Raw genomic sequence first — 25,679 nt, 5'->3', positions numbered from 1 at the left:
AGCGCCAAAGGAGTTGCCCGATCACGCTTTAACCCACCGCTTTTGAACGCCTTGTCATCGTTCACGGTGGAACCGACGCCGAGGCGACGAACGGGAACCGAGTCGTTACTCAGCTGCGTCGGGCCAGAAACCGGGCTGGCCGATGACGCTGCTACCGGTGGCTGCAACGCGCCGGGTGCCGTTTCGGCTCGCAAAGGCCCGCAACCCAGCACAGCTGCAAGGAGGGCCAGCGCAGCAACGATGGCAGACGCGCACTGTCGTCGCGACCACCGTGAAGGCATTGAAACTCCGAAACTCACAGTGCCAGTTACGCTACCAGCCGCAATGCCTCAGCTGCCACCGAGCCACGCCTTTGGCGCCGGTCAGACCATCCGCGGCCCGCCGAAGCCCGGAACGGCGCCCACTGGGATCAGTGCGAACGCGATGACGAGAAGAATGAACAATCGCAACGTTTTTGGTGTGGGCGTTTGTTCGATCTCCGGCCGACGCGCGGCGAAGAGAATGAACACGAGCGCGACGTCGAACGCCACGATTGTCAGCCAGCGGGTCCAGTCGTAGCCGGTCAGGAAGACCGGTACTACCAACAGCAAGCCGGCGGTCACCCAGGCCATCCGGCCGTGCAGCGCCTCGACGAACGCGCGCCACGGCACGCCGGAAAGTTCGCCGAGTCCCCACAACGTCACCGCGACGGCAGCGGCACCGAAGATCAGAGAGACGGTGAGGCCGAGTGCTCCGATATGGCCGACGGTGCGGATGGCATCGGCGATTCCGTTGTCGTAGTTCGGCATCACGTTGCGGCACACCCAGTCGTGGTAGTCGGTCTGATCGGACTGCCCGTCAACCACGAAGCGCAACAGCGTCTTCGGTGACGTGACCGTCGCGAAGGGGTTGGGCATCAGGTGATGCGGCACGGCCGCACACAGGCGCGAGGCAATGTCGTGCCGACCGAACACCGCCACCACTGCCGTGGCGATCACCCCGGGCGTGACGGCCACGAGGGCGCCGAGGCGCCGAGCGGATTCCAGCGCACCGCCGAGGACGGTGATCGCCAGCACCGCACCCAGCGCGAACTGCAGCCCGATGGCCTCGTGCATCAGCGTCAGCACCGCGATCACGACGCCGTAAGCCGCGCACCAACCCGTCGCCGTCGCACGAGAACGCGCAAATACCAGCGCCGAACTGAACAGCGCCAGGGCCGCCCCGCCGAACAGGTCCGGGCGGGCGGAGAACGTCGCGAACGGAACACCAAAGGGCAGCAACGGAATCACCATCGCTACCATCAGCCGGCGCTCAGACCGATGGCCACTTGCGAGCACCACGCCCGCGACCGTCGCGAGACCGCACAAATAAACAGCCGTCGACAGCCAGCGCAAGCCCATCGTTGCGGCAAAGAAGTGCCCCGGGATTAAATGAACCAACTCACCGGCCAGCCCGCGACGGACGAAGCCGTGCGTGTAATCGGCGGCGTAATACGACATCCAGTAGACGTCGAGCGGAACGACCTTGATCGCCAACCACAGCACGGCCACCACCCACACCGCGATCGCGGCGCCGATACCCACAAGGCGACTACGGGCACGTGGATCCGCCTTGACGCCCAGGTCCACGATCAGATCCGGCCCTCGTACACGGTGCTGGCGCACAGCTGCAGGTCGGCCAGCGCGGCACAGGCGAGCTCGCTCGTCGCCGTGGTCCTGTCGGCGCCGCTCTGGTAGGCAACGACGGTGAGAAACCGGCTGCCGTTGACGGTGCCTGTGCCGCAGAACAATTGGCCCTGCGCCTGCGCGATGCGAGCCTGGGTGATGCCCTGCTCGGCGAGCCGCATGGAGACCTCGGTCGCATCCGCGCCATCGATGCGGCTGACGGAGCTGTCGAGGCTCCCGAGGTTGGAACACCCCACCGGAAGCTGGCCGGACGACATGGCGATGCCTTCGGCGCGCCGCACCAGCCAGCGTGGCGTGAACGGAATGAGCGGTAGCCCGGCGAGCATTTCGTTGGGCTCGTGCTCCAGGGCCGTCAGCGATCTCTTGACGTCGGCGCGCACGCCGCTCAAGTCGTCAGTCACCGATGTACCGTCGACGGTCAGCGTGATCGAGGTCAGCGCATTGGCGCGGTCGTCCTCGGGGGTGCGGTCGCTGACCGGAAGCACCACCGTGACGGAGTTCCCGTCGGGCAGCACCCTGCCCATCCGGTGAGCCAGGCGAGCGGCGAACGCGACGAAAAGTGCGTTGCCGCTTCCGTTGAGGGTGCGGGCGCGCGCCTCCCAGGCCGCTGCGTCGGTTTGGATGGTCACCGACGGCGAGGTGTTCGGGTCGGCGTCGATCGGGGCGGGCGCCCCGGGCCGCTGCGGCTGACCCCGCTGATCGGATGAGACCCTGAGCAAGATCAGTAGAGTCGCGATGAGCGCGCGGATCGCCGCCGGCAGTGCACGAACGACATCGACCAGGTCCTCCGACGCCGCACGCCACCGACCGCGTGAATTCGGCCGTGCATAGCCAAGATTGCGTCGTTCTCCCTTGACCGCTTCCGCGACGGCCAGTACCAGCCCGAGCCCGTCGACCACGCAGTGCGACGCCACCAGAGTGACCGCCGCACCGCCGTCGTCCAACGGCAGCACGCCAATGTGAAACGTCGGACCGTGCTCGGGATCGACGCCCACCCTTGCGCGCCTTTCCAGCCACGCACCGATCTCGCGCCGCGATCGCCGGGGTCCCCACGCGATGTCGGGCGAGCGGCTGTCGAGCACCCAGCGATGGCGCCCGAACGGCAGCGGCGAACGCTCGATCCGGCGTCCGAGCAGGCCGGCACCGAGATTGTCATGGAAGGCCCGCAATTCGTCGGTGTTGACGTCGCGGTCGTAGATCCACGTGGATTGCACGGTGCTGCCCTGGCCGGTGGCGCGCAGCCGGAGGAAGGCGGCCTGGTCCAGCAGTGCCAGCCTCGCCACTAGCACCCCGCCTCGGCCGCAGCGCGATACCCCCGCACCGCCACCGGCGCGAACACCGCGACCAGAACGCCGCCCCACAGAGCCGCCTGCCACAGCGGCGAGAGCACTGGACCGCCCTCCGCGAGCGCGCGCATCGCCTCGATCGTCGGGGATATGGGCGAAAATCGCACCACTGGTTGCAGCCAGCCCGGAAACACCGCGGCGGGCGCCACACCGGTGTTGAGGAACAGCAGGATCACGCACCCCGCACCCAGCCAGGTCACCATTGCCTTGCCGTCCGCACGGGCCGCGATGGCGATGACTAATGTCGCCATGCCAGCCGAAATCACCACGGGCATCAGGACGAAAGCCAGCATTGCGAGCCAGCCGTAGTTGAACCGCAGACCCAGAGCGATCCCGAAGACGGTGAGCACAACGGCGGACGCGATAGTTCGGGCCGCCTCAGCGACCAATCGGCCGGCCACAGTGCTGGCCCGATGAACCGGCTGCACCCACAGCCTGGTCAGTACACCGGACTCGCGCTCCGACGGCAAAGCCAGACCGGCACCCAGGGTTCCGAACACCGCGCCGACCACCGCGCACATCGGGACCAGCCCGTACAGGCTGTCGTGTCCAGTGGCGGCCAGGACGGACTTGCCGACCAGCAGTTTGTAGATGATGAGGAGAAAGGTAGGAAACAACAGCGCTTGCACCGCGACAATCGGGTCGCGGCGCCAGCGGCGCAGCAGCCGTCCCGCCTCCGAAGTGCTTTGACTGACGAAGGCGGTCAGCGATGTGACGCACGGAATCTCTTGCCCTGCAACGGCACTAACGGCCATGGGGACCCGATCCGTGGACGCATCGCGAGCCGGCAACTCGCCTTGACGTGCCCGGCGGACGATCAGAGGCGCGCCCGAACTTTCCGCGCTGACACGTCGCTGCATCCGCACCGCGAGAACGCCGAAAAGTGCGAGCAAGCCAAGGCACCACGCCAATGTCACCGTCAGGTCCCTGCCGGTCACGTGACCGGTGGCAAGACCTCGGAGTGTTTCGGTGACCTGAGACACCGGCTGGATGCGAATGAACGGTCCAAGCCATGTCGGAAACGATTCCGCCGGAGCGATGCCGGTGGACAACAAGACAAGGACCAGTTGGGGGAGAAGCAGTAACTGGCTCGACGATTCGACGGATCCGACCCGGGAGCCCAGAGCATCCGCGCCGAGACAGACCGCCATCGCGAACGCCACCACGATGATCACGAACAGAACTGTGGCGCCCGGGCCGCCTTCCATCCGGAAGTCGAACAACCATCCGACCGCGATGGCCGCGACCAATGCGATGATCGCGCGTATCAGGCAATACAGCATCCGCGCGCCCAGCGGCACCGCCGCGGAAACCGGCAAGGTGCGAAGCCGGGAACCGAAGCCGGACAACCGGTCTCGCGCGGCGCGGTCGGCGGTGGTCATGGCCCCGAACAGCATCGCCTGCACGATGACCACCGGCACGACATACTGCGGATAGCTCATCGGACCGGTGTGGATGAGGCCGCCCAGTACCAGGGTGAACCCCAGGAAACAGCCCACCGGTGCCAGCGCCGCGAAAAGCAGGTCGGCGTCGCGCCGTGAACCTGACATTGTGCGCAAGGTGAGAGCCGCCAGGGCGCTCATACCGAGACCTCCGGCGCCGCCACGATGGGAACTACATCACGCATCGATGCGCGGTCCGGCGTCGGACACCCGGGCGAACTCGGCACGCATCGTCTCGACGTAGCGCAGGACGGACCTGCGGGCGACGTCGGTGCCCGGGTAGGCGACCACCAACTGCGTTTTGTCGTGCATGCGATTGACCCACATGCACACCGTCTCCGACAGCCGGTTGTCGCCCCACACGCCGGCGCGCAGGCCATCGAAGTAGTCGCCGAACGGCAACTTGCGGATATCGATGTAGGACAGCATCGGGACCGGACGGTCCGGGACCTCGATGGGGTTCGACGGGTCGGTGGATTCGAGCAGGTGGTAGTACGGCACGGCGCCCAGGGCGGTGTTGCCGTCGAAAGATGCCTGGGCGGCGCTGACCACCTCATCGAATGACGCACCGGCGGCCGGAATCGCCAGGGGGACGAAACTGGCCAACCAACCGACCGCTGTGGCATACGCGGGCTCCCGGCGGTTGTCGAATGGTGTAAGCCCGAAATACATTGCGGCGCCGGTCAACCGGTGTTCGGTCAGCGCGGCGCAGGCGAACACGCCGCCGCTGAAACGCGCTCCCGCCGCACGGCACACCGCTTCGAACCGTCGGCCCTGGTCGTCGTCGATCAGGTCGAATACGTCGATGGCTCCCGGTGTGTCCGCGTTGGACTCACCCAGTTCCAGCGGGAACTTCGGTAGGCACCCGCTATTCGCCGCGAGAAAGGCCCGCCACGACTGGATCTCGGGCGACTCCTCGTTCAGGCCCCTGGTGTACGCGTGCTGATCCGCGCTGTATTCGCGATGGCTCGGGGCCGGCGGCAGCGGGTTTTGCGTCCCCTGCAGCGCGGCGAAGTACATCGTCTGGATGTCGAGGAAGATCACCCCCGCCGACATGCCATCGGCACGCAAGTGATCGACGGCGATATAGATGGTGAACCGGTCTTGGGCCTGAATGATGCCGAAGGTAAAGCAGTCCCATTGCAGCGGGTCGGGCGTATCGAGAAGCAGTTTGCGGATCTGGTTCGGCGCCATCCGCCCGAGATCCGTTGGCGCCAAGGTGATGACCTCCGGGTCGGGAATGACATAGCGAAGGATCTCGTCGTTGTCGCCGAAGGCAAAGCGGTCGTGGTAGGTGTCGTGTCGCCGCAGGTGACTATTCACGGCTTGGGTCATCGCATCGATATCGCAGACGCCGCTGATTTCCCATGCCCCGATGCACAACCGGGGGATATCACGGCCGCGGCTGACCTGGCGTCGGTAATAGCGCAGATGCTGAGCCTGCTGATAACTCACCGGGGCGGGGTGGTGCTGAGCTTCGGCAGCGCGCCGGTAGGTGGCGGCCGTGGGGTACCAGGATACGACGGTGCCCTCGGCCGTCCAGTCCTCAACCGTGCCCAAGAACATGCGCTACCTTTCGTCCGTCAGCTGCGACGCCGGTTCGGATGACCTTAACGGCACCGCGCATGAATTGCTGAGTAAGTCGGTTGCCGACGCGGTCCGGTTCCGCAGGCCCAGCACGTCGCCTGCGGCGCGCAGCGGCGAGCAATGCACGCCAGTGATTGAGCTGGTTGAGGTTTGAGTTGACGGTCCAGGTGTGGGCAAGCAGTGCAAATAAATGACTCGCCGGCGATCCCGCGGCGCAATCATGAAATTCCCCTTTCGGGCCTGAGCTATCGCACGGAAACTTCTGTCAACCAAATGTGTGCACGTGTGAGGTAGCGGCAACGCAGGGTCATTTAATTCGCGCTTCACTAACACGGAACTACCAGTCAAACAAGCATTTATCTCGACGTGATGACCCCACCTGTCGATTCCCACCCACAGAGCTAGCGCTGTCTTGGGGAGACCTCGCCATACGCTGGCAGGCCCGCCTAAACGGCGCCTCGGTTACCATATCGTGATGTATGGCCGTATTGGAATAGTGTCAGCGAAAGATTCCTCGCGCCGATGACCCGGGCAAACAACCGATCGATTCCCAAAAGGGCCGCAGCACTGGGTCCTACGGCCCTGCTAATGCCAGCCCGGGTGCACGAGTCCGGTGACCGACTGCGCACCGACAGCAAACTGTGCTCCGGTTGAATCGCCATGGTGAACCTTGTCACGTGGCCGCAGCACGCGTAATCGCGAGCTCGAATTCCCGGCGTCGTGGAAATCTTTGCGCGCCAGACGGATAAACGGCGAACGCGGTTATTCAGCGCCTGGTTCTGTCCATGGTGAGCGGAGACTGCCCCGGTAACGTCGGGACCCAGCGCCCCGGCCGTCGACCCGAAGTTGCCAGAGGTGGCGTCGCCCCGCGGCCGGCCACCCCGACGGGTCTACGCGCAGACAAAGCCTCCTCCGATGGTCGATGATGGTCGGGACAACCCGTCGTTTCTCGTCACCGTGAATCTGCAGAGAACGGATGTTGACGATGCCCGATGAGCTTCGCGGCACGGCCAGACTGTTCGATGCGCTGACCACCAAAGGCACCGCCTTCACCGAATCCGAGCGCCGGCGGTTGGGACTCTTGGGTCTGCTTCCGACGACCGTAAAGACCCTGGAGCAACAAGCCGAGCACTGCTGGCACGAATTCTCTACTCGGCGCAACGATCTCGACAAGCACATCTATCTGCGGGCATTGCAGGACCGCAACGAGACGCTGTTCTACCGGGTGTTGCACGACCACATCCCCGAGGCGCTGCCAATCGTCTACACCCCCACCGTGGGTGAGGCCTGCCAGCGTTTCAGTGAGATCTACCGGCGGCCGCGAGGATTGTTCGTTTCCTACGCCGAGGGTGACTGTCTGGACGAGGTGCTGGACAACCGGCCGCAACGCGACGTCGATGTGATCGTGGTGACCGACGGGCGGCGCATCCTCGGCCTGGGCGATCAGGGCATCGGCGGGATGGGTATCCCGATCGGAAAGCTCTCGCTCTACACCCTGATCGGCGGGATCGATCCCGCGCGCACCCTTCCGATCGTGCTCGACGTGGGTACCGACAACAGCGAACTGCTCGACGACCCCCAATACCTGGGCTGGCGGCACCGGCGTGTCGCCGACGACGATTACTACGCATTCATCGACAAGTTCGTCACCGCGGTGCGCAAGCAGCTGCCCAATGTGCTGCTGCAGTGGGAGGACTTCGCCACGACGCACGCGCTGCCGATCCTGGCGCGCTACCGCGACAAGCTCCTCACCTTCAACGACGACATCCAGGGGACGGCCGCCGTCACCGTGGGAGCGTTGCACGGTGCCGCCAAAGTCGCCGGCCGCCCGCTCTCGCAGCAACAGGTCGTCATGCTGGGCGCCGGATCGGCCGGTGTCGGAGTGCTCGAAATGATCCGACGGCAAATGATGACCGAGGGTTTGTCCGAACAGGAAGCCTCACAGCGTATTTGGGTTGTGGACGTGGTCGGCCTGCTCACCGACGACCGGACCGACCTGTCCGACGCGCAGCGCGGATTCGCCCAGCCGCCCGGCCGCGTTGCGGATTGGGGTCTTTCAGGACCCGCACAGCTCGCCGACGTCGTGCACCATGTCGACACCGGTGTCCTGCTCGGCCTGTCGACAGCGGCGGGTGCCTTCACCGAGACCATCGTGCGCGAGCTCGCCGGCAAGACCGAGCGGCCGATCATCTTCCCGCTGTCCAACCCGACGAGCCGCGCCGAGGCGCATCCCGCGGAATTGGATCAGTGGACCGACGGGCGCGCCCTGATCGCCACCGGCTCACCGTTCGCGCCGCTACACCGAAACGGCGTGGAACGTCCGGTGGCCCAATGCAATAACGTCTATATCTTTCCCGCGATGGGACTGGCCGTGACCGCAGCTCAGGCGACCCGGATCACCGACGAGATGATGCGGGTCGCCGCCGAGACCCTGGGTGAGGCGTCGCCGGCCCTTGCCGACCCCGACCAGCCGCTGCTGCCCGCATGGTCGGACGTGCCCGATATCGCGGTGCGGATCGCGCATGCCGTCGCCGTGCAGGCCGTCGCGGACGGCGTCGCCCCGTCGCGCAGCGGCGCTGAACTCACCGAACGCATCACTCAGGTGCGTTGGATCCCCGAATATCCCGCGTCCGGGCAGCCGTGAATGCCGTGCGAGCAGACGTTTGCTCGCCGGCAACGCATAGCCGTAACTGGCGATGCAGTCGAATTGATCTGCGCCGGTTGCGCTTTGCCGGACTCACTGGCTTTACCGGTAATCACTTCGGCTGTCGAAGCGACCTACCGCCGTGGTACCCGACCTCGGTGTGAGGATGTTCACTTTCCAGCCACCCGCCAGTCCTGGCCGTAGGCAAGGACTTTGAAGGCTGCATGGAAATCCCAGCGCAGCAGAGCAATCGGGACACCGTGACGAGAGGCCGCGGCTCCCGGTGCCGATGTTGCGCCCAGGATTGAGAATTGAGGGCGCGTGGTACCAAAGGGAACGTGAGCGGGGGTCAGACGACGGACGCCCCCACGATCCAGAGGAACTCGATGCACTTCGCGGTATTGCCGCCGGAGGTCAATTCCGGCCGCATGTATGCAGGCCCCGGCGCCGGGCCGCTGCTGGCCGCGGCGACGGCGTTGGGATGAGCTGGCCAATGAGCTGCACACCACGGCGGCCAACATCGAGTCGGTGATCTCGGGGCTTACCAGTGACACGTGGCAGGGACCGTCCGCGGCGGCGACGGCGGGCGCCGCCGCACAGCAGGTGGCCTGGCTGAACGCCACCGCTGCGCAGGCCACGCAAGCCGGCGCTCAGGCCAAAGCCGCTGCGACAGCCTATGAATCGGCGTATGCGGCGACGGTGCACCCGTCGGTGATCGCGGCCAACCGTTCCCAGTTGTCGTCCCTGGTCGCCACGAACCTGCTGGGTCAGAACACGCCGGCGATCGCAGCCACCGACGTCGCCTACGGCGAAATGTGGGCCCAGGACGTCGCCGCGATGTATGGCTATGCGGGCGCGTCGCACGCGGCCTCACAGGTGACACCGTTCACCCCGCCGCAGCAGACGACCAATCAGGGCGGGCTGGCCGCGCAAACCGCCGCGACGACGCAGGCCGCCGCTACCTCGGCCGGGCACGCGCAGTCGGCGCTGTCGAGCAATGCCATGTCGGCGGTGCCCAACGCACTGCAAAGCCTCACAACATCGTCGACGGCAACCTCGGGGCTGAGCGACCTCTCAAGCTTCATGAACCCCTACAACTTGGTGTCGCTCGGCTCTGCATTCCTCGGCAACGGCACCGGGCTGATCGGGGTATCGGGCGCCGCGGGGTTCATTTCCGACACCGAACACAAGATTGTGGAGCCGGGCGCGAAGTTGAGAGCCGCGCCGGAAAAGCCCGATGGGCCGGCAGTTTCGCGCTCGCCCGGAAAAGCGACGAAGGTGTCCGCGGGAATGGGACGCGCGAACTCGTTGGGCGGCATGTCGGTGCCGCAGGGTTGGTCCACGGCGGCACCGGAAGTGCGCCTCGCCGCGCTCGAGTCGCCCGGCGCCGCCGGCGCTGTTCCGGCGAGTCGTGGGGGTGGGCTGTTCAGCGGCCAGATGCCGCTATTCGGCGGTGCGCCACTGATGGCGATGCCCGGCCGCGGCACAGCTGATTCCCGGGGTCGCCAACCGGCCGACGCGAGCGATCCGCGTGGCCGCCAGATCCCGGCGGGCGCGGCTGCGCGCGAGCGTGCACAGTCCTCGCGCAACACGTCGAGCGGCACCGCCGCCGAGCTACGCGAAATCACCGACGTGCTGGGCAAACTCGCCGAACTGCGAGCCACCGGCGCGTTGACCGACACCGAATTCGCCGAACAAAAGCAACGCCTCCTCGGCACCGGCTGACCCGAGCTACGCCAATCCCATCGCCGGCGGCACCCGACTCGACCTTGACTTCATACATACAGTGTGTATGTTCATACATACGGTATGTATCTAGAAGGTAGGGGTCTCATGAGTGCCACGCTCGACGCCATCGCGGAAGAACGCAGGATTGTGTTGGAACTCTGCTCGCGAATGCCGGATCCGTTGTGGGCGAAGGAGAGTGGTTGCTCCGGATGGTCGGTGCAAGACCTCGTGTCGCACATGGCGTGCAGTTTCTGGTTGGCGGTCGATCCGTCGACGCTGCCCAGCCCCGGCGACATGCCCGCCGAACGCGCGGCGGACCTCTACGTCGACTCGCGACGCTCGATGACCCCCAAAGAGGTTGTGGCCGACTATGAATCGGTCAGCGCGCGCGGGCTTCAGGTGCTCGCGGCAATCGAGGGCCAGGACGTCGACATACCCCTCGGCGACGTCGGCACCTACCCGGCTTCGGTGGTGCCGACTACGTTCGTCTTCGAGGCCTTCATTCACACTCGATACGACCTGTTTCCCCCGGATGGGCCGTTGGAGGGGGATCCGCCGCCCGTCGACGAGCTGCGGCTTGCCCCCACGCTCGACTGGATCGAAGCGGCTCTGCCGCAACAGAATGTCCAGCTGCTCAACGAATTACCCGCGGGCGCGGAGATCTGCGTCGACGGAATGTGTGCCCGGACCCTGCGCCTCGGCGACCACTCCGGCACCGCCGCGCGCATCAAGTCCGATTCGCAGGCCTTCGTGCGGTGGGTCACCCAGCGCGGCGCCTGGGAGGGCTTGGGTGTGCAGGCCGAGGGTGACCCGTCAGCGCTGGATATCGTGCGCCGGCTCAGGGTGTTCTGACGAGACGCAGTTCGCGACGCCACTTCGCCGGTGCCACAATCCACGACCTGCATACGGTATGTATGAGATGCATGGGTGGTGTGAAAGGTAAGGGTTGATGGCGAAAGGCGGTCGCCGCACGCAGGCCGAACGCGCGGCCGAGACGCGTGATGCGCTGATGGGCGCCGCGCGGCCGTTGTTTGCGTCGGTGGGTTTCGCCGACGCGTCCCTGGAAACGATCGTCCGCGACGCTGGGGTGACACGCGGGGCCCTGTACCACCATTTCGCCGACAAGACAGAGCTGTTCGCGGCGGTCTTCGAACAGGTGGAGGGGGAGATGGCCGCCCGGATGGGAGAAGCCGTCGCCGCCGCGGGGCACTCGGATCCGGTCGAGATCATGCGACTCTGCGCGGGGCTGTGGCTAGATGCGTGCGCCGAACCCGAGGTGCAGCGCATCGTCTTGCTCGAGGCGCTGGCGGTGCTGGGATGGGAACGCTGGAGCGACATCGGGCACCGCTACAACATCGGGTTCGTCACCGGACTGCTCGCAGACGCCATCGAGTCCGGCGCCATCCCACGCCAGCCGGTCGAGGCGACAGCGCTGACGATCATGGGGGCGCTGCGCGAGGCGACGCTCTACATTGCCCGCGCCAAGGACCTTCGCCAGGCCCGCGCGGACGCTGGTGCGGTGATGGACCGGCTGATCGATGCGTTGCGCGCCAGGGATGTTGGCTAGTTTGTTGGCATCCGCGCGGCAATAAGCTTCATCACGCGGCGATGCTTCCACCGCCATCGACCCGAATGATCTGGCCGGTGATGTAGCCGGCATCCTCGTCCAGCAGGGCGCAGATGGCGTGTGCGATCTCGCGCGGTGTGCCCACACGGCGCAGCGGAATTGTCTGCAGGATACGAGCTTCGCGCTCGGATCCGGCTGGACTGAGTTCGCGGTACATCTCGGTTTCGATGGGTCCGGGCGCCACCGCATTGACCGTGATGCCGGACTGCGCGAGCTCGCCGGCCCAAATCCGGGTGCACGCTTCCAGCGCCGCCTTGGTGGCCGCATAGGGCGTGCGCTCCGCGGTGCCCAGTGTGGTGAGACTGGTGACGTTGACGATGCGCCCCCACCCGCTGGCAAGCATGCCGGGTAGCACCGCCTGGACCACCTGTACGGCGGTGCGCACGTTCAGGTCGTAGGTGGTGAACAGATCGTCCAAATCGATCGAGCCGATGTGGCCGAACCGGGCGACGGCGACGTTGTTGACCACCGCGTCGACCCGCCCGTTCGTCAGGACGCGCTTGAGCGCGGCGTCGGTCTCCGCCCGGTCGGTGAGGTCCGCGTCGTAGAACTCGCCCGGGAAGTCGTCGGGCCGGGTGCGTGCGATGCCGATTGGGGTGTCGCCGGACGCCGCGACTCGGTCGGCGACCGCTCGACCGATACCCTTCGACGCCCCGGTGATCAGTACTCGCCGCGCGGTGATGGTGTTCCTCCTTTGAAAGTATTCGTATGATTACCTAAAAGTTTTGGAAAGCCAATGGCCCATACCGTTGTTGATATGGGCGATCACATTGAGCTTATGGAGGATCGATGACGACGTTGTCGCAGCTCAAAACGTTCATCGCGGTGGTCGATCAGGGCGGCTTCACGGCAGCGGGCCGGCGACTCGGGTTATCTCAGCCGGCCGTGAGCCGGACCGTCGCCACGCTGGAAAAAGAGCTGGGCCTACCGCTGTTCCTCCGTCGCCGAGACGGGCTGGCCCTCACCGAAGCCGGTGCCACGGCGCTGAAGCACGCACGAGAGGCGGTGCGCCAGCTGACGTTGATGCGTACCGAGGTCGCCGGTTTGGCCGGCGACGTCAGCGGGACACTGAGCCTGGCGAGCCTGCCGTCTGCGACCGCCACGCTCGTCACTCCGCAACTACGAGCGTTCGCCCAGCGGCATCCGGCCGTCACCATCCGGCTGCTGGAGGGAAGCGAGAACGAGATTTTGGATTGGCTCGACCAGGGGGCCGCCGAGGCCGGTGTGGTCAGCCTGCCCGTCAAGGGCCTCGACGCGGCGGTCCTGGGCGAACAGCAGATGGTTGCGGTAGTGCCGGCCGACAGCCGGCTGGCCTCCAACGACACCATCACCTACGCCGACTTGGCCAACCAGCCGTTCGTCCGTAGCACCGGTGGCTGCTCGGAAGTGTTCATGCCGATTGCGCTGCGCGCCGGGATCGAATTCGACCTGGCCTTCGAAGCACGCGAGATCGCCGCGACGCTCGAAATCGTGCGCGCCGGGCTCGGGGTGAGCATCCTGCCCAGCGCCGGCCTGCCCGAACTGAACGGTGTCGCGGTGCGGCCGCTGCTGCCCCAGACCGTGCGGCGCCTAGGCCTCGCCATCTCCGCCAGCGCATCGGCGCCGGCGCGCGCGTTCCTCGATCAGATCGCCGCGCTTGGTCTGGGCTGATTCGGTTCGGCGATCACGGTTTTGGCTCCCAGACTTGCGTCGCGCCATGGGTAAACGCGACGCCGCTTTCAGCGGTGCCGTCCCGGCGTGGTATCTTCGCCGACGTGAATATCGGCGTGCGCGCGTATTGGCGCTTTATCGTGGCTCCGGGTGGAGCCAGCGATGCAGCGTCTGGTTGACGCAACCGCACGACTGATACCCGGAGCCCGGCAGTGACCACAAGGTCGCTGCTTTTCGTTTTTCAGGGCATCGGGAACCAGCGGGCGTGCCCTGGGAGCCAGCAGAGAAAGGCACACACCCTCCATGTCCATCATCAATTGCGAGACGGCGACCATCGATACGTCCGATCATCGGATCGTTTCGTTCCGTGAACTCTCGGCTCCCGCCGTGATTCGCACCGAGCTGCCGTTGACGGCCCGGCGCGCCCAGGCCGTGCAGCGCGATCGCGACGAGATCTCGGCGATCCTCGCCGGTGGTGACGACCGGCTGTTACTGGTGGTCGGCCCCTGCTCGGTGCACGATCCCGCCGCCGCACTCGACTACGCGCGCCGGCTCGCGCCGCTCGCCGCCGAGTACGCGGATCGGCTGAAGATCGTGATGCGGGTCTACTTCGAGAAGCCGCGCACCACTATCGGCTGGAAGGGACTCATCAACGATCCCGACATGGACGGCAGCTTCGACGTGGAACGCGGCATCCGCATCGCGCGTGGATTGCTGCTCGACATCATCGACGTCGGCCTCCCCGTGGGTTGTGAATTCCTGGAGCCCACCAGTCCGCAGTACATCGCCGACGCCGTCGCCTGGGGCGCGATCGGCGCCCGGACCACCGAGTCGCAGGTGCACCGCCAGTTGGCGTCCGGGCTGTCGATGCCGGTCGGATTCAAGAACGGCACCGATGGCAACATCCAGGTCGCCATCGATGGCGTCAAAGCCGCTGCGGCACCCCACCACTTCTTCGGCACCGACAACGTCGGCCGCGCGGCCGTCGTGCAGACCATGGGCAATCCCGACTGCCACGTGATCCTTCGGGGCGGCACCGCCGGCCCCAACTACGATGCGGCATCGGTGGCCGCCGCCATCGAACGGCTGGGCAAGGCGGGGCTTTCCGCGCAGGTCATGCTCGACTGCTCACACGCCAACTCTGCCAAAGACCATGTGCGGCAAGCCGAAGTCACGGCCGAGGTCGCCGCACGCCTGGCCGCCGGCGAGCGCGGTATCGCCGGTCTGATGCTGGAGAGCTTCCTGGTGGCCGGCGCGCAATCGCTCGGCGGCGAGCTGACCTATGGCCAATCCGTGACCGATCGGTGCATGGACTTCGGAACCACCGCGGGGCTGCTGGCCGACCTTTACGCGGCGATGGGCTGATCGCGGGCCGCGCTCGGCGGTGACCCCGATCAGCTGTCCAAGATGAAGATCGGTTTGCTACCCGCCGCATCGCCACCCTCATCGTTGCCGCGGTTGAAGGAACGGTCGCGATGTGTCGGGCGCAGCGCTCCATCGAACCCCTGGACCAGGTCACGGCCGAACTCACCCGGATCGTTGGCGAGATCCTCAACTAGCGGCCACTGACGTGGTCAGCCCCGGACCGGGCGACTTTGTTGCGCCGAAACCTGGCCGGCGATCGCTTTTTTGTCGATCTTGCCGATCGGGGTGGTCGGCAATGAGGGCATCGCAACCAGGACGTCGGGGCGAGCGTGCACGGCCACGCCACGCTCGTCCAGATAGCTGTTCAATTCCGCCAGCGTCAGCTCGGGGCCGCTGAAAACTACCGCCGCACAGATCTTCTCGCCCAGATAGGGGTCGGGCAGCGCGACCGCGGCGGCAGAGAAGATCGCCGGGTGGCTGTGCATCTGCTCCTCGAGATCGCCCGCGGAAATCGTTTCCCCGCCACGGCAAATCACGTCTTTGACCCGACCGGTCACCACCAGATAGCCGTCCTCGCGCAGTCGCACCAAGTCACCGCTGCGGAAGAAGCCTTGGCCGTCGAAGCTGCGTTCGTTGTCGCGCACGGCGCGGAAGTAGCCGTTGAATGTGTAAGGTCCGCGGACCAGGAGTTCGCCCTCCTCGCCCGGGATCACCGGTTCACCCGCCGGATCGACGACGCGCAATTCGTCGGCGGCCGACATCGGTCGCCCCTGCGTGTGTTCGGTGAGTTCCGGGGGGTCGTCGGGCCGGGTGTAGTTCAGCAGCCCCTCGGCCATCCCGAAGACCTGCTGCAACCCCGGGGTCAGGGCGCCGCGCACCAAGCGGGCGTCCTCGGGTTCCAGCTTGGCGCCGCCAACTTGCAAGAGGCGCAATGTCTTTGGTGTCACTGGCTCCCAGTCGCAGGCTTGTGCCCACAACTTGGCCAGCGCCGGCACCAGGGCGGTCACCGTGACACCGTGGCGTGCGATGGCGGCAAATGCCGCCTCGGGGCTGGGATCGGTACCGAAAACGGTGGTGGCACCGACGGTCATCGCGCCGAGCAGGCCCGGGCAGGCGAGCGGGAAATTATGGCCGGCCGACAGCACCGCGAAATAGACGTCGTCGGAGGTGAGCCCGCAGAGTTCGGCACTGGCCCTCGCGTTGAAGGTGTAATCGTCGTGGGTGCGGGGGATGAGCTTGGGTGTGCCGGTGGTGCCGCCCGAAACCAGCAGCAGCGCAGGCGATCCCGGGTCGGGCGCCGATGGTGGCATGCCGGTGCTCGCCTGGTCGCACAGCTGTGCCCACGAGGTGAAAGGTCCCGGGTCGCCGTCGACGATGACGTGCTTGAGCGCGGTGTGTTGCTCGGCGAGCCCTTGCGCCATCGTGCGGTAATCGAAACCCGCTGCGGTATCGGCGATCAGCATTCCGGTGGCCTCGCTCACCGCGGCGAAATGCCCCAGTTCGGCGGCCCGGTGGCCAGGCAGGCACATAACTGGGATCACCCCCGCGCGCAACAGCCCGAACAGCGCCACCGCGAACCGGCAGCCGTTCGGCAACTGCAGCAACACTCGATCGCCCGGCGCGATACCCGCGCCCCGCAGTCCACTGGCCGCGCGGTTGACCTGGTCGTCGAGGTCCGCATAACTGAGGCCGGTGTCGCCCGTGGCGTCGAGGACGGCAGTTCGGTCGGGCCATCGCTGGGCCGCGTCGGTCAGGATCGCGTCCAGGGGCCGTCCCGTCCAGTAGCCGGCCGCCCGGTAGGCGGCGGCCCGATCGGCGGGGAACGGCACAAACCCGTCGAGAACTTCGGCCGGCGGCTGCGGTGTGGTCGGGCTCATGGCTCCTTCAGCGGGGCTTCGAACGGGGCTAGTAGCGGGGATGCAGGGAGTAAGGATAGGGTAACCAAAAAATTAGGGCAGCCTGTGCTAATTCAGGGAGGGTCTGTGGTGCACACCTCGGCACGCTCGGAGGACATCCGGGCGGAGGTGGCCGAATTGCTCGGCGTCGACGTCGACGCAGTTCAGCCAGGTAGCAACCTCATCGGCCAGGGCCTGGACTCCATCCGGATCATGACGTTGGCCGGCCGCTGGCGCCGCCAGGGCATCTCCATCGATTTCGCGACGCTGGCCGAAACCCCGACGGTCGAGGCCTGGGCGCGGTTGGTCTGCGCCGGCGGGCAAGACGCCGACCGGCAAACCGCGACCGCCGGGGCGCCCGGCGACGCGGAGCCGTCCGGCGAGGACGAGCCGTTTTCCCTGGCCCCCATGCAGCACGCGATGTGGGTCGGTCGCCAGGACAACCAGCAGCTGGGTGGGGTCGCCGGGCACCTTTACGTGGAGTTCGACGGTGGCCCGATCGATGCCGAACGGCTGCGCGCGGCGGCCACCGCGCTGGCGCGTCGCCACCCGATGCTGCGGGTGCAATTCCTGCCCGACGGCACGCAGCGCATCACCCCGGCCGACGAGAGCGGCGACTTCCCGGTCAGCGTCGAGGACCTGCGCTCGATGAGCGCCGATGAGGTCGAGCGGCGACTGGCCGCGATCCGCGACGCCAAATCACACCAGCAGCTCGACGGCGCGGTGTTCGAACTGGCCGTGACGCTGCTACCGGCCGAGCGGTCGCGGCTGCACGTCGATCTGGATATGCAGGCCGCCGACGCGATGAGCTATCGCACGCTGATGGCCGATCTGGCGGCCGTCTACGGCGGTCGGCACCTCCCGGAGCTGAGCTACACCTACCGGCAGTACCGGCAAGCCATCGAGGCCGAAGACGCGCAGCCGCAACCCTCGCGCGAGGCCGACCGGGCGTGGTGGGCGCAGCGCCTCCCGGAGTTGCCCGACCCGCCGACGTTGCCGTCGACCGGTGGCCGGGGCTCGAACCACAGCACCCGGCGCTGGCACTGGCTGGACCCGCAAACCCGCGACGCGCAGTTTGCCCGCGCCCAGGCGCGGGGCATCACCCCGGCGATGGCGCTGGCCGCGGGATTCGCCAACACCCTGGCGCGCTGGTCGACCACCTCGCGCTTTCTGCTGAACGTGCCCCTGTTCGGGCGTCAGGCCCTGCATCCAGACGTCGACTCGTTGGTCGGAGACTTCACCTCCTCGCTGCTGCTCGACATCGATCTCGTCGGCGCGGACAGTGCGGCCGCGCGGGCGCAGGTAGTGCAGGGCGCGATGCGCACGGCCGCAGCCCATTCCGCCTATCCCGGGCTGTCGGTGCTGCGCGACCTCAGCCGTCACCGCGGCACCCAGGTGCTCGCGCCCGTGGTCTACACCAGCGCGCTGGGGCTCGGCGAACTGTTCAGCCGCGACGTGACCGACCAATTCGGCGCACCGGAATGGATCATCTCCCAGGGGCCGCAGGTGCTGCTCGACGCACAGGTCACCGAGTTCAACGGCGGTGTCCTGGTGAATTGGGATGTGCGCGAAGGCATGTTCCCGCCGGGCGTCATCGACGCCATGTTCGGCTACCACATCGACGAATTGCTCAGGCTGGCCTCCGCCGACGACTCCTGGGACGCGCCGGGCCCCGCGGCGCTGCCGGAAGCGCAGCGCGCGGTGCGCGAGGCGGCCAACGCCCGCACCGCCGACCCTAGCGGAGAAGCCTTGCACGACGGGTTCTTCCGGCAGGCCGAGCGACGGCCGGACGCCCCCGCGGTGCTCGCGAGTTCCGGCGACCTCAGCTACGCGCAACTGCGCGACCAGGCGCTGGCAGTGGCCGCGGCGTTGCACACCGCCGGCATCGCGGCCGGCGACACCGTTGCGGTCATGGGCCCCAAGACCGCCGAGCAGATTCCGGCGTTGCTGGGCATCCTGTCCGTCGGCGCTGTGTATCTGCCGATCGGCGTCGACCAGCCGCGCGATCGCGCCGAGCGCATCCTCGACACCGGTGCGGTGCGCCTGGCCCTGGTGTGCGGCGGACAACGGTTGTCGTTGCCGGTGCCCGAACTGGTCATCGCCGAGGTGCTTGGCGATGTTCGTGCCGGCGCCGAGATCGACGCAGCGAGAGTCGATCCCGCCGAGCTGGCCTACGTGTTGTTCACCTCGGGTTCCACCGGCGAGCCCAAAGGCGTCGAGGTCACCCACGACGCGGCCATGAACACCGTGGAATTCATCGGCCGCCACTTCGAGATCGGCCCCACGGATCGATGCCTTGCCCTGTCGACCCTGGAAGGCGACATCTCGGTGATGGACGTGTTCGTCACCCTGCGCACCGGAGGGGCCATCGTGGTGGTCGACGAAGCGCAGCGCCGCGATCCCGACGCCTGGGCCCGGCTCATCGACGCTCACAAAGTCACGGTGCTCCACTTCATGCCCGGGTGGCTGGAGATGTTGGTCGAAGTCGGCCGCGGGCGGCTGTCCTCGGTGCGGGTGATCCCCACCGGGGGCGACTGGGTGCGACCCGAGGTGGTGCGCCGCCTCCAAGCCGAGGCCCCCAACCTGCGCTTCGCGGGACTCGGCGGTGCGACCGAAACCCCGGTGCACAACACCATTTTCGAGGTTACCGAGGCGATACCGGAGGACTGGACGGCCCTGCCCTTCGGCATCCCGCTGCCCAACAACGCCTGTCGCGTCGTCGACGACACCGGCGCCGACTGCCCCGACTGGGTCCCCGGCGAATTCTGGGTGTCCGGGCGTGGCATCGCGCGCGGCTACCGCGGACGTCCCGATCTCACCGCGGAACGCTTCGTCGAGCATGACGGCCGAATCTGGTACCGCACCGGCGATCTGGTGCGCTACTGGCCGGACGGCACCCTCGAATTCGTCGGCCGTGCCGACCACCGCGTCAAGATCAGCGGCTATCGCGTCGAGCTGGGCGAGATCGAGACCGCGTTGCGGCGCGTGCCCGGGGTGCGGACGGCGGTGGCCGCCTTGATCGCCGCGTCCGGGGAATCCGACGTGCTGGCCGCGCAGGTGTGTACCGATGACACGACTTTGACCGCCGAGCGGATTCGGCAGCGTGTCAGTGACCTGGTCCCCGCGCACATGGTCCCGCGCCACGTGACGGTGGTGGAGCGGATCGGCTTCACCGATGCCGGAAAGCTCGATCGACGGGCCGTCGCACGCGAATTGCAAACCGCCGTCTCGCAAGCACAGCGGCCCGGCCACCGCTCACCATCGACGCCGTTGGAATCCGCGCTGGCAATGATCGTCGGCGACCTGCTCGGCCGGGACAACGTCGGAGTCGATGACGACTTCTTCGCCCTGGGCGGCGATTCGGTGCTCGCCACCCAGGCGGTGGCAAGGATTCGGGCCTGGTTGGACGCGCCGGACATCATGGTCGCCGACATCTTCGCCAACCGAACCGTGGCGGCGCTGGCCGCGGTGCTCAGTGCCGGCGAGAACGACCCCGACCGGCTCGACCAGGTCGCCGAGCTGTACCTCGAAGTGATCGGCATGGACTCTGAATCGGTGCTGGCCGCCGCTCAGCAAACGGCGAAATCGTAGATAGCGCAATGACATTGAATGATCTGATCACCGTGTCTGCCACATTCCCGTCCTGGATCAAACTGACCCAGGGCCGCAACGGTGGGTCATCCACCGGTGCCACCGTGGTCTTTCCGCACGCCGGCGCGGCCGCCGCGAGCTATCGGGTGCTGGCAGCGGCGCTGGCCGCCGGCGGCGACACGTACATCGTGCAGTACCCGCAGCGGGCGGATCGCCTCAGCGAGCCCGCTCACGACAGCGTGCACGACCTGGCCGTCAGCCTGTTCCAGGCCGCGCCATGGCCCAGCGTCGCGCCGCTGAAGCTGTTCGGGCACAGCATGGGCGCCGTCGTCGCCTTCGAGTTCGCCCGCGTCGCCGAAACGCACGGCACGGCCGTGCAGAAACTGTGGGTGTCGGCCGGTCCGCCGCCATGCGTCGTGGCCGAGATGCCCGAACTGCCGACCAGCGACGACGGGTTGCTGGCCGACATCGCCGATTTGGGTGGTACCGACCCCGAATTGCTTGCCGACGAAGAGTTCTCCGAATTGCTGACCACAGCGGTGCGCGCCGACTACCAGGCCTTCAACGGGTATAGCCCCAGCCCCGATGTGCGCATCGGCGCCGACATTCACGTACTGGGCGGCCATGACGACCACCGCATCGCCACCGGCGTGCTGCGGCAGTGGGAAAGGCACACGGCCGGATCCTTCGCCGTGTCGCTATATGACGGGGGCCACTTCTACGTCTATGACCATGTCGATGCGATCGCCGCGCAGGTGAATGCGGGGTGATACCAATGGCTGAGAATGGGTTCGACGCCGAGCGCGCCGACCCGGTCGTGATCGTGGGCATGGGTGTGGAAGCACCGGGCGGCATCGAAACCGCCCACGGCTATTGGGATCTGCTGGCCCACGGCCGTGAGGCATTGGGCCCTTTTCCCACCGACCGCGGTTGGGCGGTGCGCGAACTGCTCGCCGGCTCGCGCCGCAGCGGTTTCAAGGAGATTCACGACCGCGGCGGGTTTCTCACCGGGGCAACCACATTCGATCCAGAGTTTTTCGGCATCTCACCCCGTGAGGCCGTCGTGATGGATCCGCAGCAACGGGTCGCGCTCCGGGTGGCCTGGCGTGCGTGCGAGAACAGCGGCATCAACCCCGACGATCTGGCCGGACACGATGTGGGCTGTTTCGTCGGCGCATCGGCGACGGGATACGGGCCCGAGATGGCCAAGTTCTCCGAACACAGCGGTCATCTGCTGGCCGGCACCGCGCTCAGTGTGATCTCGGGCCGCATCGCCTACACCCTGGGATTGGCCGGACCGGCGCTGACCCTGGACTCGTCATGCGCGTCCGCTTTGGTGGCCTTCCATATCGCGGTGCGCTCCCTGCAGAACGACGACTGCGATCTGGCAATCGCGGGTGGCGTCAACGTGCTGGGCTCACCGGGGTTCTTCGTCGAGTTCTCCAAGCAGCACGCGCTCTCCGACGACGGATACTGCCGCCCCTACAGCGCGCAGGCCAGCGGTACCGTGTGGGCCGAGGGAGCGGCGATGTTTGTGCTGCAACGGAAGTCGGCGGCGCTGCGCGCGGGCCGACAGATCGTGGCCGAGGTGCGGGCCACCGCCATCAATCAGGACGGGCGCAGCGCCGGTCTGAGCGCGCCCAGCGGCGACGCGCAGGTGCGGCTATTCCAGCGGGCCATCAGCCAGGCCGGGATCAAGCCCAACGAGGTGGGGATGATCGAAGGGCACGGCACGGGCACCCGGCTCGGCGACCGGACCGAATTGCGCTCGCTGGCCCAGACCTACGGTGATACCGAGCCCGGCGCCGGAGCGCTGCTGGGCTCGGTGAAATCCAACGTGGGCCACTCGCTGGCCGCCGCCGGTGCGCTGGGCCTGGCCAAGGTGCTGGTCTCCGCCGAACACGGCGCCGTGCCACCCACCTTGCACGCCGGCGACGCCAGTCCCGAAATCGAATGGGAGAAACAGGGTTTGCGGCTGGCTCAGACGTTGACGCCGTGGCCGGCCATTGACGGTCAGCGCACGGCCGCGGCGTCGGCGTTCGGGATCGCCGGCACCAACGCCCATCTGATCGTCTCCGTCCCCGAGGTCGCGTGATGCTTAACCATGGGCTGCCGGACGGGCGCGTGCCGGTGCTGCTCAGCGCCCACGACCCCGATCTGATCCGCCAGGACGCCGCGGCGATCGCCGACTACCTGAGTCGGATCGACGACGCGGCAGATCCGACCGCCGCTGTCGCCTCCACCCTGCTGCGGTTGCGGCGGCTGCGACGTCACCGCGCGGTGTTGCAAGCCGCTGACCGCACCGAACTCGTGGCGGGGCTGTCCGCCATCGCTCGCGGCGACGAACACGAACTGGTCTCGCAGTCCGCCAAGGCGACGCCGCCGCGCATCGCGTTCGTGTTCCCGGGCCAGGGCAATCAGTGGCAGGCGATGGGAGCCGAGGCCTACCGGTGCCTGCCGGCCTACCGGGACGCGGCCGAACGGTGCGCGCAAGCGTTCGCATCCGGTGGATTTCCTTCTCCGCTGCCCTATCTGGTGGGCGACGAGGAGCGCGACTGGTCGCGCCCCGAGATCCAGGGTGCGCAGTTCACCCACGCGGTGAGCCTGGCCGAAGCATGGCGATCCTGCGGGGTGCTGCCTGATATCACCATCGGGCACAGCCTCGGTGAGGTGGCGGCGGCATATGTGGCGGAAGCGATCTCGCTGCCGGACGCGGCCGCGCTGGTAGTTGCCCGCGCCACCGTCGTCGACCAGCTGACCGGCCGCTACGCGATGGCGGTGCTCGGCACCGGCCTCGACATCACGGAGGCGCTGCTGGCCGAGACGCCGGGCTGGCTGGAAGTTTCGGCGGTCAACGGGCCGTCGTCGACCGTGGTCGCCGGCGATCACGAGGCGGTGGCGGCTGCGGTACAGCTGGCCCAACAGCGGGGCATCTTCAGCCAGCAACTGTCCGTCGACTACCCCGGCCACACCAGTGCGCTGCGAGCGTTGCGGGCGAGCCTGGCCGAGCTGACACCGACGTCGGCGTTCCGGGACGGGCCGGTGCGGTTCATCGGCTCCACGTTTGGCACCGAATTGGGTGATACCACCGAATTCTCTGACTATTGGTATGAAAACCTCTGTGGAACTGTGCGATTCGATCTTGCCGTGCAGCACGCCCGCGCCTGCGGGGCCGACACGTACGTCGAGCTTTCCGCCCACCCGTCATTGCTCTACCCGTTGGGCGACATCGTCGACGACGAGTCGACCGTCATCGTCGGCTCGGGGCACCGCGACCGATCCATCACCGATTCGCTGTCGGCGAGCATGACCGCCCTCGCCACCGCTGACCCCGGCTGCAGGTGGTCCGACGCGGTCCCGATGGCCGACCGGCCTGCGCTGCGGGGATTTCCGAACGCACCGATGCGCGCGGTGCACCTGTGGGCGGCGCCCGAACGACCGACCGAAGCGGCGCCGACGCCCGCGCTCACCGTGGCCGTCGAGGACTGGCAGCCGGCGACGGCGCCGATCACACCGAGCGCGAGCCCCGTTGACATCGGCTTCGTCGGCGCGGGCACGCTGACGCAACGGCTCGTCGATGCCGCCGCGGCACACGGCAACTGCCGAGCGGTGTCACCGAGGGACGCAGAAATCCTCGTGGTGGTCGCCCCGGCACTCGATCAGCTCGACGCCACCGCCGCGATCGAGCAGATCGCCGGCCGGCCCGATGCCGGCCTACCCGATTACCCCGCGCTCATCGGCCCGCGATGCCGCGCCGTCTGGTTGCTCACCGCCGGTGCAGAACAGGTCGACCGCGATGACAGCGTTTCTCCGGCGCAGGCGGCGCTGGCGGGCATGCACCGCAGCGTCGGCTTTGAATTTCCGGACCAGCCATTCGGGCATCTCGACCTCGCGCACCGCGACGTCGACGCCGGCACGGCACAAGCCGTCGTCGAGGTGCTGCTCGGCGAGGCGGCCGAAGTCGCGTTGCGGGGCACCGCATCACCGCGACGCCACGTCCGGACCTTCCGCGCGCGCCGCGAACCGGCGACCCGGCGTCCTTTCGATGCCGCCGCCCTGGACGACGTGGTGATCACCGGTGGCAGCGGAGCCATCGGACTGCAGTACGCCCGGTATTGCCTGGAGCGCGGCGCCCGGACCGTCACCCTGTTGAGCCGCAACGGCGTTGACCCGACGGCGCTGCGTGAGTTCGCCGACCGGTACGACGCCCAAGTGCGTGCGCCGCATTGCGATATCACCGATCGCGCCGCACTGGCCGCCGCGGCCGCCGACTACGTGGGATCGGGCGCGTCATTGCTGATCCACACCGCGGGCATCGCGCGGGCGCGTTCGCGTGCCGAGCTCACCGGCTCGGATGTGGCGGCGGTCTGCGCGGCCAAGGTGCGCGGGTTGGCGATGCTGGCCGACGTGTGGCCGCTGCGGCCGGACTGCCGGATCCTGGCCTGTTCCTCGGTGTTCGGCGTGTGGGGCGGCTACACCCACGCGGCGTACGCGGCCTCCAACCGGATGCTCGACGTGTTGGCCGCCCAGTTGCGCGCCACGGGTCGCGATTGCACGGCGATCCGATGGGGTCTGTGGCAGGGCGCCGGGGTGGTGGTCGGCAACGAGATCACCCGCACTGAGCGCTCCGGTTTGGTGGCGATGGACCCGGAACAGGCCATCGAAGCCGGCCTGTACCGCTACGAGGGCGATCCACTGATTTTCGACGCGGACTTCGAGCGGCTGCAGGTGTTCTTCGAAAGTCAGGGAATGCCAATGCCGTTCACCGTCATACGCGCCGGCGAGGACGACGACCGCGAGGTCTCGGCGGAGAAGCCCCTCGCCGACATCGTGCGGGCCGAATTGGCCGCGACATTACACCTGGGTGATTCGCGGTCGATCGACCCGGGCACGCCGCTCATCGACCTGGGCGTGGACTCGTTGCTCGCACTCGATTTACGCAAGCGGCTGCGCCGCACGGTGGGCAACTCGGTTCCGGTGTCCCGCATGCTCGGCGGCATCACGATGACCGAGCTGATCGACGCGTTGCGTGCCGATTCAAGCGGCGGGCCCGCGGCCCCGCCGTCATTCGAGCGCGCCGGAGCCGCCATCGGTGCGCACCACTCAACGCTCGCGATGCTAGAAAGGTTGGACACCTAGC

Annotated in this window: 18 protein-coding genes; 12 read left to right on the top strand and 6 right to left on the bottom strand. The window is 67.4% G+C overall.

Translation table 11 applies throughout. From position 1 onward, the window contains the following. Positions 1–362 precede the first annotated feature (362 nt). Genes ACZYVJ_RS05895 through ACZYVJ_RS05880 form a run of 4 tightly spaced genes read right to left on the bottom strand, consistent with a single transcriptional unit; the run spans position 363 to position 6,018 of the window. A complete protein-coding gene (locus ACZYVJ_RS05895) occupies positions 363–1,610 on the bottom strand; it encodes a hypothetical protein (RefSeq protein WP_463832859.1) in 1,248 nt (415 codons plus the stop codon). Next, complete coding sequence (locus tag ACZYVJ_RS05890; RefSeq protein ID WP_463830166.1) at positions 1,610–2,947, bottom strand: hypothetical protein; 1,338 nt, start codon at positions 2,945–2,947, stop codon at positions 1,610–1,612. Before ACZYVJ_RS05890 ends, ACZYVJ_RS05895 begins: the two co-directional genes overlap by 1 nt. Further along, positions 2,947–4,593, bottom strand: a complete 1,647-nt coding sequence (locus tag ACZYVJ_RS05885; RefSeq protein ID WP_463830165.1) for an ABC transporter permease — start codon at positions 4,591–4,593, stop codon at positions 2,947–2,949. The genes ACZYVJ_RS05890 and ACZYVJ_RS05885 overlap by 1 nt, the downstream gene beginning before the upstream one ends. A gap of 36 nt (positions 4,594–4,629) precedes the next feature. After that, on the bottom strand, positions 4,630–6,018 hold the full coding sequence (locus tag ACZYVJ_RS05880) for a condensation domain-containing protein (RefSeq protein WP_463830164.1): 1,389 nt from the start codon (positions 6,016–6,018) through the stop codon (positions 4,630–4,632). 1,006 nt (positions 6,019–7,024) lie between these two features. On the opposite strand from ACZYVJ_RS05880, the gene ACZYVJ_RS05875 reads away from it, so the two are divergent. The 5 genes from ACZYVJ_RS05875 to ACZYVJ_RS05855 all read left to right on the top strand — a co-directional run bounded on the left by ACZYVJ_RS05875 (position 7,025) and on the right by ACZYVJ_RS05855 (position 11,978). Beyond that, positions 7,025–8,683: an NAD-dependent malic enzyme gene (locus tag ACZYVJ_RS05875; protein ID WP_463830163.1), complete on the top strand. Its 1,659-nt coding sequence runs from the start codon at positions 7,025–7,027 to the stop codon at positions 8,681–8,683. A 338-nt stretch (positions 8,684–9,021) separates the two neighbouring features. After that, the gene (locus ACZYVJ_RS05870) at positions 9,022–9,168 is read left to right on the top strand and encodes a PPE domain-containing protein (RefSeq protein WP_463830162.1); all 147 of its coding nucleotides are present in this window, start codon (positions 9,022–9,024) and stop codon (positions 9,166–9,168) included. A 43-nt stretch (positions 9,169–9,211) separates the two neighbouring features. Continuing rightward, positions 9,212–10,408, top strand: coding sequence for a PPE family protein, SVP subgroup (locus tag ACZYVJ_RS05865; protein ID WP_463830161.1), 1,197 nt, complete (start codon positions 9,212–9,214; stop codon positions 10,406–10,408). 108 nt (positions 10,409–10,516) lie between these two features. After that, the gene (locus tag ACZYVJ_RS05860; RefSeq protein WP_463830160.1) at positions 10,517–11,263 is read left to right on the top strand and encodes a maleylpyruvate isomerase N-terminal domain-containing protein; all 747 of its coding nucleotides are present in this window, start codon (positions 10,517–10,519) and stop codon (positions 11,261–11,263) included. A 97-nt stretch (positions 11,264–11,360) separates the two neighbouring features. Beyond that, entirely contained in the window at positions 11,361–11,978 is a 618-nt protein-coding gene (locus ACZYVJ_RS05855; protein WP_463830159.1) for a TetR/AcrR family transcriptional regulator, read from the top strand. Between the two features lie 31 nt (positions 11,979–12,009). Here ACZYVJ_RS05855 and ACZYVJ_RS05850 read toward each other — a convergent pair whose 3' ends face one another. Further along, on the bottom strand, positions 12,010–12,720 hold the full coding sequence (locus tag ACZYVJ_RS05850; protein WP_463832858.1) for an SDR family oxidoreductase: 711 nt from the start codon (positions 12,718–12,720) through the stop codon (positions 12,010–12,012). Positions 12,721–12,827: 107 nt separating this feature from the next. Here ACZYVJ_RS05850 and ACZYVJ_RS05845 point away from each other — a divergent pair, with 107 nt between their 5' ends. The 3 genes from ACZYVJ_RS05845 (at position 12,828) to ACZYVJ_RS05835 (ending at position 15,247) form a co-directional block, all read left to right on the top strand. Then, positions 12,828–13,688 carry a LysR family transcriptional regulator gene (locus ACZYVJ_RS05845; protein ID WP_463830158.1) on the top strand — a complete coding sequence of 287 codons (861 nt, stop codon included), beginning with the start codon at positions 12,828–12,830 and terminating at the stop codon, positions 13,686–13,688. A 303-nt stretch (positions 13,689–13,991) separates the two neighbouring features. Further along, positions 13,992–15,053 (top strand): 3-deoxy-7-phosphoheptulonate synthase, encoded by a 1,062-nt coding sequence (locus ACZYVJ_RS05840; RefSeq protein WP_463830157.1) that lies wholly within the window; start codon positions 13,992–13,994, stop codon positions 15,051–15,053. A 68-nt stretch (positions 15,054–15,121) separates the two neighbouring features. Further along, positions 15,122–15,247: an LmrA/YxaF family transcription factor gene (locus tag ACZYVJ_RS05835; RefSeq protein ID WP_463832857.1), complete on the top strand. Its 126-nt coding sequence runs from the start codon at positions 15,122–15,124 to the stop codon at positions 15,245–15,247. A gap of 15 nt (positions 15,248–15,262) precedes the next feature. On the opposite strand, the gene ACZYVJ_RS05830 is transcribed toward ACZYVJ_RS05835, so the two are convergent. After that, positions 15,263–16,930 (bottom strand): (2,3-dihydroxybenzoyl)adenylate synthase, encoded by a 1,668-nt coding sequence (locus ACZYVJ_RS05830; protein WP_463830156.1) that lies wholly within the window; start codon positions 16,928–16,930, stop codon positions 15,263–15,265. Positions 16,931–17,035: 105 nt separating this feature from the next. Here ACZYVJ_RS05830 and ACZYVJ_RS05825 point away from each other — a divergent pair, with 105 nt between their 5' ends. The 4 genes from ACZYVJ_RS05825 to mbtD are packed head-to-tail and all read left to right on the top strand — an operon-like array spanning position 17,036 to position 25,678. Continuing rightward, positions 17,036–20,539: a non-ribosomal peptide synthetase gene (locus ACZYVJ_RS05825; protein WP_463830155.1), complete on the top strand. Its 3,504-nt coding sequence runs from the start codon at positions 17,036–17,038 to the stop codon at positions 20,537–20,539. An 8-nt stretch (positions 20,540–20,547) separates the two neighbouring features. Next, positions 20,548–21,309, top strand: coding sequence for a thioesterase II family protein (locus tag ACZYVJ_RS05820; protein WP_463830154.1), 762 nt, complete (start codon positions 20,548–20,550; stop codon positions 21,307–21,309). After that, positions 21,306–22,634, top strand: a complete 1,329-nt coding sequence (locus tag ACZYVJ_RS05815) for a beta-ketoacyl [acyl carrier protein] synthase domain-containing protein (protein WP_463830153.1) — start codon at positions 21,306–21,308, stop codon at positions 22,632–22,634. Before ACZYVJ_RS05820 ends, ACZYVJ_RS05815 begins: the two co-directional genes overlap by 4 nt. Beyond that, positions 22,634–25,678: a mycobactin polyketide synthase MbtD gene (gene mbtD / locus ACZYVJ_RS05810; protein ID WP_463830152.1), complete on the top strand. Its 3,045-nt coding sequence runs from the start codon at positions 22,634–22,636 to the stop codon at positions 25,676–25,678. The genes ACZYVJ_RS05815 and mbtD overlap by 1 nt, the downstream gene beginning before the upstream one ends. The last annotated feature ends 1 nt before the right edge of the window (position 25,679 follow it).

Source organism: Mycobacterium sp. IDUB_3 (assembly GCF_055419585.1).
The sequence above is the reverse complement of the archived record's forward strand: the minus strand, read 5'-3'. Positions and strand labels throughout refer to the sequence as shown.

Excerpts from the sequence above, each read along its gene's own strand:
- ACZYVJ_RS05885 (WP_463830165.1), bottom strand. The coding sequence starts at position 4,593 with ATGAGCGCCCTGGCGGCTCTCACCTTGCGCACAATGTCAGGTTCACGG.
- ACZYVJ_RS05860 (WP_463830160.1), top strand. The coding sequence starts at position 10,517 with ATGAGTGCCACGCTCGACGCCATCGCGGAAGAACGCAGGATTGTGTTG.
- ACZYVJ_RS05855 (WP_463830159.1), top strand. The coding sequence starts at position 11,361 with ATGGCGAAAGGCGGTCGCCGCACGCAGGCCGAACGCGCGGCCGAGACG.
- ACZYVJ_RS05880 (WP_463830164.1), bottom strand. The coding sequence starts at position 6,018 with ATGTTCTTGGGCACGGTTGAGGACTGGACGGCCGAGGGCACCGTCGTA.
- mbtD (WP_463830152.1), top strand. The coding sequence starts at position 22,634 with ATGCTTAACCATGGGCTGCCGGACGGGCGCGTGCCGGTGCTGCTCAGC.
- ACZYVJ_RS05830 (WP_463830156.1), bottom strand. The coding sequence starts at position 16,930 with ATGAGCCCGACCACACCGCAGCCGCCGGCCGAAGTTCTCGACGGGTTT.
- ACZYVJ_RS05820 (WP_463830154.1), top strand. The coding sequence starts at position 20,548 with ATGACATTGAATGATCTGATCACCGTGTCTGCCACATTCCCGTCCTGG.
- ACZYVJ_RS05845 (WP_463830158.1), top strand. The coding sequence starts at position 12,828 with ATGACGACGTTGTCGCAGCTCAAAACGTTCATCGCGGTGGTCGATCAG.
- ACZYVJ_RS05840 (WP_463830157.1), top strand. The coding sequence starts at position 13,992 with ATGTCCATCATCAATTGCGAGACGGCGACCATCGATACGTCCGATCAT.
- ACZYVJ_RS05875 (WP_463830163.1), top strand. The coding sequence starts at position 7,025 with ATGCCCGATGAGCTTCGCGGCACGGCCAGACTGTTCGATGCGCTGACC.